4 protein-coding genes are annotated in these 11,624 nt (G+C 65.9%); all 4 read right to left on the bottom strand.

The annotated features are described in order from the left end of the window. Positions 1–209: 209 nt before the first annotated feature. The 4 genes from B7Z76_RS09145 to treS all read right to left on the bottom strand — a co-directional run bounded on the left by B7Z76_RS09145 (position 210) and on the right by treS (position 11,484). Positions 210–1,862, bottom strand: a complete 1,653-nt coding sequence (locus tag B7Z76_RS09145; RefSeq protein WP_291343499.1) for a ShlB/FhaC/HecB family hemolysin secretion/activation protein — start codon at positions 1,860–1,862, stop codon at positions 210–212. Between the two features lie 17 nt (positions 1,863–1,879). Further along, positions 1,880–4,129, bottom strand: coding sequence for a YDG domain-containing protein (locus B7Z76_RS09140; protein ID WP_291343498.1), 2,250 nt, complete (start codon positions 4,127–4,129; stop codon positions 1,880–1,882). Next, positions 4,071–7,823 carry a filamentous hemagglutinin N-terminal domain-containing protein gene (locus B7Z76_RS09135; RefSeq protein WP_291343497.1) on the bottom strand — a complete coding sequence of 1,251 codons (3,753 nt, stop codon included), beginning with the start codon at positions 7,821–7,823 and terminating at the stop codon, positions 4,071–4,073. Before B7Z76_RS09135 ends, B7Z76_RS09140 begins: the two co-directional genes overlap by 59 nt. Before the next feature lie 313 nt (positions 7,824–8,136). Continuing rightward, positions 8,137–11,484, bottom strand: a complete 3,348-nt coding sequence (gene treS / locus B7Z76_RS09130; protein ID WP_291343496.1) for a maltose alpha-D-glucosyltransferase — start codon at positions 11,482–11,484, stop codon at positions 8,137–8,139. Positions 11,485–11,624 lie beyond the last annotated feature (140 nt).

The raw sequence follows: 11,624 nt of genomic DNA, 5'->3' as shown, positions 1-11,624 counted from the left end.
CGCCACACGATATGACAAAACCGCACGAAATTTCCTCGCTGGTATTTGCCTCGTCCTCGCCGTCACATCATGGATCAGTTGAGTCCAGAGCCTAGAGCACTTTCCGATCCTTTCGGATCGGATGTAGTACTCTATCATACTGATAAACCGAGCCTCTCCCTGCAATCCGATAGTTTTCAGGTCCGGGACAGCAGCCCGGCTTTCGCCGTTCATCGGCTGAAGGTGACCTGGAAGAGCAGCTGATCGCGTGCGTGGGAGATGGTGGGGGCGCTGTTGGCGCCGATCTGGTGGGCGTAGGTCAGATCGAGGTTGATGCCGCGCCAGCGCTCGTCGAGACCGAAACCGATCCCCGCCTCGCTCTGCTCGGGCTTGCCGGTGGCGCCGGGATAGGCGGTGTGGTGCAGCCAGACCGTGCCCGCCTGCGCCAGCAGCGATGCCGTCAGCACCCCGGGCAGATGAGGCACCGGCACGATATGCGACAGCCCGCCGGACAGCAGATACCCCTCATCCCCCCCGCCGGCGCTGACCGGATAGGCCATCACCCCATACGGCCCGCCGAGATAGAGCTGTTGCGAGCTGTCGAGGTTCTTCGAGGCGAGCTGCGCCTGCGCGTCCAGCGTCAGGCTCAGCCCCAGCGGCAGCGACTGCGCCCGGTGCAGCCGCGCCTGCAGCACCTCGAACCCGCCCGCCGCCCGCGCCGCCGCGGGGCCGATCGACAGATTGCCATGCGTCAGACTCAGGCTCGCCGCCGTCGCCCCGCCAAACCGGTCCGCCAGCTGCCCCGAGACGCTCAGCCGCTCCTGCGGGATCGTCTGCCGCGCCGTCGTCGCGGTGCTGCGGGTCGACTGCGCATAGACCGCCTCCAGCACATCCAGCCGCAGCTCAACCACGCGCCGCGGGCCCAGCAGCACCGGATCGCTCACATACCCGCCGAACTGCGTCGCCCGTCCCACCTCGTCCAGCGCGGTGAACGCGCCGCCAAGCCGGTAATCCGTTGCCGAGCCATACAGCCCGGCCTGCACGCCGTTCCACAGATCCGGCGTATCGACCTCGAACCCGCCACTGCGCAGATTGCCCGTCCCCGAGATCGCCCCGTTCAGCGACAGCGCCCCGCCATAGCCGAACGGATCGTTCACCCGCGCCGTGACGCTGGTGATCTCCGCACCGGTATAGCGGCTGCCCGCATTGCTCTGCGACAGGCTGAAGCCCAGCAGCTTCCCATCCTGCCGGGTCAGGCGCAGCGTGGTCGTGCCCGGCGTGCTGCCCGGCACCAGCGCGCCCTCCACACGCACCCCCGGTGTGCGGTTGAGCAGCAGCAGGCCGCGGTTCAGCGGGGACAGGCGCACCGCCTCACCCGCCTTCACCCCCATCACCCGCCGGGCTTGCGACACCCGGAACCGCGACGCCCCGGACACCGTGACCGCGTCATAACGCGGCTCGACCACCGCGACCCGCACTACGCCATGCCGGATCGATTGCGGCGGCAGGTAGGCAAAGGCCAGCAGATAACCGCGCCGGTGATAGGCCGCCGAGATCCGCGCGACATAGGTCTGCAGGCGATCGAGCGAGACCGTCCGCCCCTCCACCGGGCGCACCAATGCCGCCAGCAGCGACGTGGGCAGCTTGTGATTCCCCTCGATCTCGATCCGGCTGACCGGGATCCGCAATTTTGACTGCAGATGCTGGCCCGAAGCGGGGGCGAGCCGGATCGCGGCCCCCGGCAGCGCCGGCAATACCGGCGCCGGCGCCAGCTGATGCAAAATTCCGCCCGCTGGCGGCGCCCCCGTTACCGAAGCCAGCGCCGGCAGGCTCACAGCCGCGCCCAGCGCCGTACATAGCACCGCCCGCGACAAGTTCGACATGGTTCTCATCGTGCTCCTCAACCCCGACGCGATGGCGTCGCTTGGAGGCGAGGCTCACTGAGGCCGGAGATCATCCAGGGTGGTGGAAATGTCGTGATCGAGACCGTCTGCCCCGACAGGTTGACGCCAACGCCCGACACCGTCATCCCCACGCAACTGGCCAGCGAGCCCGTGGTGCAGACGGAGATGTGAACACTCTGCACCTTGCTCGACGGCGCGGAGCCGCTGGTTGCAGCACTCGTGGTGGGCGTGACCGTCAGAGACCCGGTGCCGTAGCTGATCGTGTAGTTGCCGAGCCCCTGGCCAACCGCCGCCGATCCGGTAATCGCATAGGGCACCGGCACAGCCGCCGCCGCCGCCGCCGCGCCGGTGCTCGCGAGCGTCACGCCGGTCACGCTGTCATTGTTGAGCAGGCCGGTGGCGGTGAAGTTGGTGGTGCCGAGATCGAGCGTCTGGCCGAAGGTCTTGGACTGGTTGCCCGGCGTGATCGTCAGCGCGGCCGGGTTCACCGTCAGCGCACCGGTGGCGTACGTGATCGTGTAATTCGGCAGGCCCGTGCCGGTCGCGTTCGAGGCGATGATCGCGTAGGGGGAGGCGCCGACCATGGCCGTTGCCGTCGCACCGGCGCTGCCCAGCGTCACGTTGCTGACGGTGTCGTTATGGACCAGACCGATGACGGTGAAGTCGGTCGTGCCGAGATCAACTGTCTGGCCATAGGTCTTGGACAGGTTGCCCGGTGTGACCGTCAGCGCTTTTGGCGTTATGTCAGCGACAAGACCGACAGGCTGGATGAGCGCGTAGTTCCCCACCGCACTGCCGCCGAGACTGTCATTGACCGTGACCGCAATCCCGTTGCCCGCATTCGCGCTGACAAAGCTGCCCGCTTCGCTCAGCGTCACCTTGCCAATATCAGATCCGATCACACCCGACAGCACCCCGTCGGAGAGGGCCACCGAGGTCGTGCCGTCATATACCTTGTTCGCCGCCACCTCGCCCGTCACAGCGAGTTGCGCCGGCGTGATCAAACCTGACGTGTTGTTTACATAGCTGATCGCATAATCCGCTGCGTCCGCAAGACCCGTAAGCGTCGGCGCCAGGGTTAGCGACTGGCCCGCATTCGGCGTTGTGTAGCTCTCCGCCAGCGTTCCGGTGTTCACCGCATAGAGCGTCCCCGACGTCACGATCGGCGCAGCCGCCGCGCTCGTGGTCCCGTCATAGACCTTGCTGTTCGATAACGCCGTCACCGTGATCGCTTCCGGCGTGATGTTCGCCGCAAGCGTGGTCGGCTGGCTCAGCGTGTAGTTCCCTGAAGCACTTCCGCCCAGAGTGTCGCTGACCCGCACCGCGACACCACTGCCTACATTCGCGCTGGCAAAGCTGCCCGCGTCGCTCAGAGTCACATTGCCAATATCAGACACGATCATCGGCGCCGCCGCGGCGCTCGTGGTCCCGTCATAGACCTTGCTGTTCGATAACGCCGTCACCGTGATCGCTTCCGGCGTGATGTTCGCCGCAAGCCCGCTCGGCTGGGTGAGGCTGTAGTTCCCCGCAGCAACCCCGCCGAGACTGTCACTGACCCGAACCGCGATGCCACTGGCTGCATGCACACTGACAAAGCTACCCGCTTCGTTCAAGGTCACTTTGCCAAAATCTGCCGCAATCACGCCCGCAAGCGTTCCGCCCGTCAGCGCGGCGCTGGTCGTGCCGTCATACACCTTGTTCGCCGCAACCTCGCCCGTCACGCTCAGCGGCGCCTGCGCGATCACGCCTGACGTATTGTTTACATAACTGATCGCATAATCCGCTGCGTCCGCAAGACCCGTAAGCGTCGGCGCCAGGGTTAGCGACTGGCCCGCAGTCGGCGTTGTGTAGCTCTCCGCCAGCGTTCCGGTGTTCACCGCATAGAGCGTCCCCGACGTCACAATCGGGGCCGCCGCGGCACTCGTGGTACCGTCATAGACCTTGCTGTTCGACAACGCCGTCACCGTGATCGCTTCCGGCGTGATATTCGCCACAAGCCCGGTCGGCTGGGTGAGGCTGTAGTTCCCCGCCGCAACCCCGCCGAGAGCATCGCTGGCCGTCACCGCAATCCCATTGCCAACATTCGGACCAGCAAAACTCCCCGCATCGCTCAGCGTGACTTTGCCGAAATCTGCCGCAATCACCCCCGCAAGCATTCCGCCAGACAGCGTGGCGACGGTCGTGCCATCATACACCTTGTTCGACGCCACCTCGCCCGTCACGCTCAGCGGCGCCTGCGCGATCACGCCTGACGTATTGTTTACATAACATCGGCGCCGCCGCGGCGCTCGTGGTCCCGTCATAGACCTTGCTGTTCGATAACGCCGTCACCGTGATCGCTTCCGGCGTGATGTTCGCCGCAAGCCCGGTCGACTGGATGAGGCTGTAGTTCCCCGCAGCAACCCCGCCGAGACTGTCATTCGCCTTCACCGTGATACCACTGCCTACATTCGGGCCGGCAAAACTGCCCGCTTCGCTCAGCGTCACATTGCCAATATCCGCCGCAAACACCCCCACGAGCGTCCCGCCCGACAGCGTGGCAACGGTCGTCCCGTCATAGACCTTGTTCGACGCCACCTCACCCGTCACGCTCATTGCCGCCTTGTTGATGGTCAGCGCGCCGGTGTCGTAACTGATCGTGTAGTTCGACAGGCCCGTTCCCTGCGCGTTCGACCCGGTGATGGCGTAGGGCCCACCCGCGACGCTAGCCGCTGCCGCCGTGCCGGCGCTACTCAGGGTGACGCTGCTCACCGTGTCGTTGTTGAGCAGGCCGCTGGCGGTGAAATCCGTCGTGCCGAGAGCCAGCGTCTCGCCGTAGGTTTTTGACTGGTTGCCCGGCGTGATCGTCAGCGAAGCCTGTTTGATGGTCAACGAGCCGTCATAAGTGATCTGATAGCCGGACTGGCCTCTATCGAGGCTGGCGCCGCTGCCGCCGACAAAATAGGTGCCCGACGAGGTCGTCGCAGCGGGGAGCGAAAAAAACTGCACACCCGAGGTGTTCACAACACCAGAGACGACGCCGCCCTGGTTCGCAACGCTGGACACCGTGAAGGATGGCTGCGTCTGATCTCCATAAGTGGCCTGCGCCGAAGTCGCATTCACCACCACATAGGGCAGCGCCTTCAGCACCGGATAGGGATAGCCCGCCACCCAGGTGCTGCTGCTGAACACACCCGTCGCAATCGGCCCCTGGGTCAGCCATTCCTGCGTTGAAAGACCAGCAACGCCCGATCCCGAGCCAAAGCCCGTACCCGTCATCGTCCCGCTTGCCGTCGTGTCCCAATAGCTCGAACCGATGGCCCCGATATTATACCCCACCAATCCTCCGAGATCGGCATTGCCCGACACGCTGCCCACGGCATAGCTCGCGGTGATGTTGCCGGCGTTATCCCCGACCAGCCCGCCGACATTGCCGCTCTTTCCGGAAACGCTGATGCTCGCGGCGTAGCTGTCGGTCAGCGCGCTACCATTGTACCCCACGAGCCCACCGACATTGGCAAATCCCGTCACCTGCCCCGTGGCATAGCTGCCAGCGATGGTGCCGTTGTAATGGACGCCGACCAGCCCGCCGACATCGCTGCTGGCACCTGCGACGCTGCCGGTCGCATAGCTCGCGGCAATGTTGCCGCTGTTATTGTAACCAACAAGACCGCCGACATAATTGCCGGTGCCGGTGACGTTCCCGCTTGCATGACTCGCGCTGATGACGCCCTGGTTGGTATTCAACCCCACCAATCCGCCGACATCGGTGCTGCTCCCGGTTACCGTCGCACTTGCAAAACTCGCAGTGACCGAGCCGGCATAGCCGTTATCGCCCACCAGGCCGCCGACGCCGTAGCCACTTGCCGAGACTGTGCCGGTTACATAACTAGCACTGATCGTCCCGCCATAGGTGTTATTGCCGACGAGCCCGCCGACGAGACTGGTTCCCGTGACACTCTCGCCCACCAGCCCGACATCGCGGATCACGCCGAAGCTGCCGAGCGTTCCGAACAGGCCGACATTGTTGCCGCCCGTGATCGTCAGGTTCGAGATCGTGTTGCCTAGCCCCTCGAACGTGCCGGAGAAACTGGGGATGGGGCTGTTCGTGCCGGTCGCGGTGACGCTGGCGCCGAGCGCGTAGTTGCCGGTGCCGCTGATCGCCTCCAGCGCGGCCTGGGTATCGACCACGGTGTAGCTGATCGCCACGCCCGACGAGCCCGCCTGGGTCACAAAGCCCGCGTTGCCCGGCAGGCTCACCGGTGCTGCGATGCTGTAGCTCGCCCCCGCACCGTTCGCGCTCGACTGGCCATACTCCAGCGTCAGGGACGGTGCGGAGCCACTCGCGCTGATCGGCGCGTTGATCGCGATATTCCCCGCCGCGTTCAGCGTCAGCCCCGCGCCGGTGCTCCACGCGATCGGCGCGTTCACCGTGATGTTGCCGTTCGAGCTGCCCGCGGTCCCCGTCGTCTGGATCACGACCTTGTTGCCCGCGTTCAGCGCCGTCTCGATGCTCGTGTTCAGGATCGTCGAGGCGGAACCCGGCTTGTAATTGCTACTGAACGCCGTCCCGCTCGCGTTGCTCGAGGCGATCGTCACATTATACGGGTCGAGCAGCCAGGTGCCGCCGCCCGTCCGCACCGCGGCGCCGGTGATGTCGAGACGATGCCCCGAGGTCTCGACAAACCCGCCCTGCCCGCCGCCCGCGCCGGACGCCAGGATCGTGCCCGCAACCTTCGTCACCGAGGCCGGGTTCTTCACATCCGACCACACGCTCACCACGCCGCCCGCACCCGCACGCGTCGCCCGCGCATCCAGCACCGCGCCGGAGGCGATCGTGACCGTCCGCGCCGGCAGCAGCGATCCCGCGCCATGCACGCCGCCACCCACCGCGATCGTCCCGCCGCGGATCGCACCCGTCGCCACGATCCGCCCGCCATGCGCCACCACCACATGCGCGCCGCTCACCGCCACCGCACCGCCCGCGCCTGTGGCAGAGCTCGCATCGAGCCGGCCCGACACCGAAACAGTGCCCGACGATCCACCCAGCAGCGTGATCGTCCCGCCCTGCGACACAGCACTGCCCGCCTCGACGATCCCGCTCTGGTTCACCACCGTCCGCAGCAGCGCGTCCTTCGCCGCGGCACTCAGCAGCACCACGCCGCCATGGGCGATGATCGCCCCGCCATTCTTCACCTCGGCTGAAAGCGCCGCCCGGCTCACCTCGAAATGCACGAGGCTGCCGCCCGCCAGTGTCAGGTCGATCGTGCCGCCCGCCCCCAGCGCCACTGTCCCGCCCGGGGCAACGATCCGCCCCGCATTGTCCACCTGCCCGCCGATGAAGGCGACATACCCGCCCTCAGCCGCCTTGATCGTGCCGCGATTGACCACGGACGCCGTGCTGGTGCCGGTAAAATGATATTTGCCGGCCATGAAATCCCGATCGGTGATCGCCCGCGTCGAGGCCACCAGCCCGCCGACATCCACCGAGGCGCCCGGCGCGAAATACACCCCGTTCGGGTTGACCAGAAAAACCTGCCCGTTCGCCGTCAGATGCCCGTAGATCTGGCTCGGATCGCTGCCGAGCACCCGGTTCAGCGCAACACTGCTCGCCCCGGGCTGGCGGAACTGCACGCTCTGCCCGGCGCCGATGCTGAAGCCCTGCCAATTGATCGCGGTCTTGCCGCTCGTCTGCGTGACCGTCAGCGTGTTGCCGCTGCGCGCGATGCTCGCCGCCCCAGCCGTCACCTGCCCGCCCTGCGGCAGCGCCAGCGCCACCGCCGGGACCAGCACCAGCGCCACACCCCCCGCCCCGCCGGCAAGGCCCCGTCGCAGCGCCAGCCGCCGCAATGCCCGTGGGCTCAGCCGACGCCCCCCATGCCCCACCGTCCGCATCACCTCCGCCACAGGGATCAGCATCCCCAGCGTACGGCTCCAGATCAGCTTGAATGCATGGTTCATCGGAAAGCCCGGAAATGGTCAGTTGAAAATATTTTTAATACGACGTTCGATCGAAATCAGCCTCCCCACAACGGTGGGATAGAAAATCAAACAAGCCGGCCCGAGTGGGCATCGCCGCAAACAACGGCTTCAGGCAGTCACCTTAACCGCCAATATCCTGTTTTTCAACCAAAGATTGCATTTCGGTTATCTGGGCCATTTTCCGATCCTTGCGGATCGGATGCAGTGCTCCATCATATTGAAAAACAGAACATCTTTATCCAATCAGATGGTGCGCCATTGCCGTGAGCGAGCCACGATCAGCGCGACATCGTCAATCGAAACCGGGCTCGTCGGAAAGCCTTCCCTCCCGCGCAAGCCCGCATAGCCGGGCCAGGCCTTCGGCCGGAATGCCGATCCTGCCGTGGCGGAGGGCGGCTTCGCGGCAAACTGCATCCGCCACCGTCTCGACCAGGAACAGACGGACGAGGCCGTCCCACGCATTGTCATCGACCCAGCGATGCGGTGCCGCCACTTCACTTGCGCGATAGGCCAGCGTGAAGGAAGCTGACACCTCGTTACGAAACCGCTCCACAATGGCGTCGCATCGCCGCGCGGGGCGGGCACCGCTCGCGAGCCGGGCGTGCCTGACCGTCAGCGCCGCGTCATCGAGCGACCATAACACGCCCGCCACATCGCGGAGCGGCGAGGCTTTCCGGCGCCGGATCGCCAGCGGGATGGATGCCTCGCCCTCGAAATCGATGATCAGCGCATCGCCATGCACGACGAGAATGCGGCCCAGGTGGAAATCGCCATGAATGCGCGTTGTTAGCATCCCCGCCCCCGCGCTGGCGAGGCGGAAGATTTCGGCTTCCAGCGAAGCGCGGGTTGATTGCAGCTGCGCCACGATCTCCTGCGCGCCGGGGCCAGGAGCCGGCCATGCGCCGTCGAAGGCGGCGAAGGCAGCGGCGATCCGGCTGCGCGCCGATTCCGCCCAGCCGGCCGCCTCGTCCGTCCCGGCGCTTCGGGGCGCGAAGGCCGCGGATGAATGCGGCATGGCAAGCACGGCGTGCATCTCGGCAAGCCGTCGCCCGATGGCGCCCGCCAGCGCGAGACACGGCGCCAGCGCGGCATCCTCCCCTGCCGCATCAAGCTCCGCGTGCGCCGCATCATCGACGGCGCGGCTCAGCGCATCGATCATGTATTGCCGGGCGTCGCCCTGATTGCGCACGTAGTGCTGCACGATCACCAGGGTGGAGCGCGCCCCGGCATCATCCGTCAGCACGACCTCGCCGAGCGGCGCCGGTGTATGCGCGAATCCATGCGCGGCAAGGAACCGCGGCATCTCCACCTCGGGATGATCGCCGGCCTCGAGACGCCGCAGGATCTTGATGATCGCGGTCTCGCCCATGATCATCGCGCTACTGGCGTGCTCGGCGGAGAGCCTGCGGATTCCGGCATCGTCCGCCGGGAGGACTTCCCGCGCGCGCTCCGTCGCCTCGTCCGTCGCCTCGAAGGTGAGCGCGCCCGCGCCGAGCCGGAACGACCGCGCCTCCCGAATCCCCGCGATCACGGCGCGGGCAAAGGAATCGACGGCAAACCCGTCGGTCAGGTGGCCGAGACGCCGCTGCTGCCGCAAGCGCGCCAGCGCCAGTTGCTGCACGATCGGCGCGGCGGGCGGCTCGCTCCAATCGGCTGCAAGCGGCAGGAAATAGCGCTCATCCCGCCCGCCCCGCGCCAGTGTGGCCTGGCAGAGCAGGAACTCGCCCTCCGGCGTCCCGACATGGTCCATCGCGGCGATCGACACATCGCCGGCCTCGCCGCCTCCGCTCGCCAGCCAGCGCCGCCGGGCGAGGTAAGGCGGCAGCACGTCCGTCTCCAGGCTCCGCAGGGTTTGCGGCGTGACCAGATCCCGCAAGCCATCGCGCATCACCAGGGTCACGAAATCCGGCAACGGCTCCGAGGGTTCGACCCGCCAGCCCGGCATCGAGGTTTCGGCCGCGAGGCTGAACCAGTAGAACGCATAGGGTGGCAGGGTCAGCACATAGGGGAGCGGGCCGATCGGCGGAAATGGCGAGCCGCCGATGACATCGAGCGGCACCCGGCCGGCAAAGGCCGAGAGATCGAGTTCGACCGCCTGGGCCGTGCGCGCGAGATTGTAGACGCAAAGGATCGTCTCTCCCGCATCGTCCTGCTCGGGCAGATCCCTGATATAGGCGAGTATCCTGCGATTTCCCGGATACAGGAACCGCATGCCGCCCCGGCCGAAGGCGCGATGCCGCCGGCGCACGGCGAGCATCCGCCGGGTCCAGTTGAGCAGGGAATGCGGATCTTTCGCCTGCGCCTCCACATTCAGCGCCTGATAGCCGGAAACCGGGTCCATGATCGGCGGCAGCACCAGCGCTTCGGGGTCGGCGCGGGAAAACCCGCCATTCCGGTCGGGGGACCATTGCATCGGCGTGCGCACGCCATCGCGGTCGCCGAGATGGATGTTGTCGCCCATCCCGATCTCGTCGCCGTAATACATCACCGGCGTACCCGGCATCGACAGCAGCAGGCCGTTCATCAGCTCGATGCGGCGGCGGTCCCGCTCCAGCAGCGGCGCGAGGCGGCGGCGAATGCCGAGATTGAGCCGCGCGCGGTGATCGGCCGCGTAGGTGGCCCAGAGATAGTCGCGCTCCCTGTCGGTCACCATTTCCAAGGTCAGTTCATCGTGGTTGCGCAGGAAGATCGCCCATTGGCAATTCTCCGGGATCTGCGGCGTCTGGCGCATGATATCGGAAATCGGAAACCGGTCTTCCTGCGCGATCGCCATGTACATCCGCGGCATCAGTGGAAAGTGAAACGCCATGTGGCATTCATCGCCATCGCCGAAATAGGGCAGCGTATCCTCGGGCCACTGGTTCACTTCAGCGAGAAACATGCGGTCGGGCGCGTGCGCCTCCAGCGCGGCGCGGAGCCGCTTCAGGATCGCATGGGTCTCGGGGAGATTTTCATTGGCGGTTCCTTCACGTTCGGCGAGATAGCCCACGGCGTCGAGCCGGAATCCATCGACGCCGAGATCGACCCAGAACCGCATAATTCCGAGAACTTCCTGAAAAACCCTAGGATTGTCGAAATTCAGATCAGGCTGATGGCTGTAGAACCGATGCCAGTAATAGGCACCGGCGGTTGCATCCCAGGTCCAGTTGGATTTTTCGAGATCGACGAAGATGACGCGCGTGCCTGCATATTTCTGATCGTTGTCCGACCATACGTAATAGTCGCGCGCGCTCGATCCCGGCTTTGCGAGGCGGGCGCGCTGAAACCAGGGGTGCTGGTCGGAGGTGTGGTTGATGACCAGTTCGGTGATGACCCGCAGGCCGCGGCGATGAGCGGCGTCGATGAAGCGGCGCACATCGCCCAGCGTGCCATACTCGGGATGGACGGCACGATAGCCGCTGACGTCATAACCATCGTCGCGCCGGGGCGAGGGATAGAAGGGCAGCAGCCAGATCGCGGTGACGCCGAGATCGACGATGTAGTCGAGCTTCTCCATCAGCCCGGCAAAGTCGCCGACGCCATCGCCATTCCTGTCGAAGAACGACTTGACGTGAACCTGATAGATGATGGCGTCCTTGAACCATTGCGGATCGCTCGCCTGCGCGTCCGGCCTGAACAGCGTTTCCGAATGACGGGTCATACCCCGCACCTCCCGACATCAACGGCGGTTCCACGAACCACGGCCGGGCCGGAACAGCGCCCGCGCCGCGGGGCGGACGGGATCGCGCGCGATGGATCGATCGTTATCGTTTCGCAATTTTTTGTTAGTGCCGTGGCGGA

Origin of the sequence: Acidiphilium sp. 20-67-58 (assembly GCF_002255515.1) — a bacterium.
GTDB lineage: Bacteria > Pseudomonadota > Alphaproteobacteria > Acetobacterales > Acetobacteraceae > Acidiphilium.
Note: the sequence above shows the minus strand (reverse complement) of the source record. Positions and strands in the feature narration are given on the sequence as shown.

Excerpts from the sequence above, each read along its gene's own strand:
- B7Z76_RS09135 (WP_291343497.1), bottom strand. The coding sequence starts at position 7,823 with ATGAACCATGCATTCAAGCTGATCTGGAGCCGTACGCTGGGGATGCTG.
- B7Z76_RS09145 (WP_291343499.1), bottom strand. The coding sequence starts at position 1,862 with ATGTCGAACTTGTCGCGGGCGGTGCTATGTACGGCGCTGGGCGCGGCT.
- treS (WP_291343496.1), bottom strand. The coding sequence starts at position 11,484 with ATGACCCGTCATTCGGAAACGCTGTTCAGGCCGGACGCGCAGGCGAGC.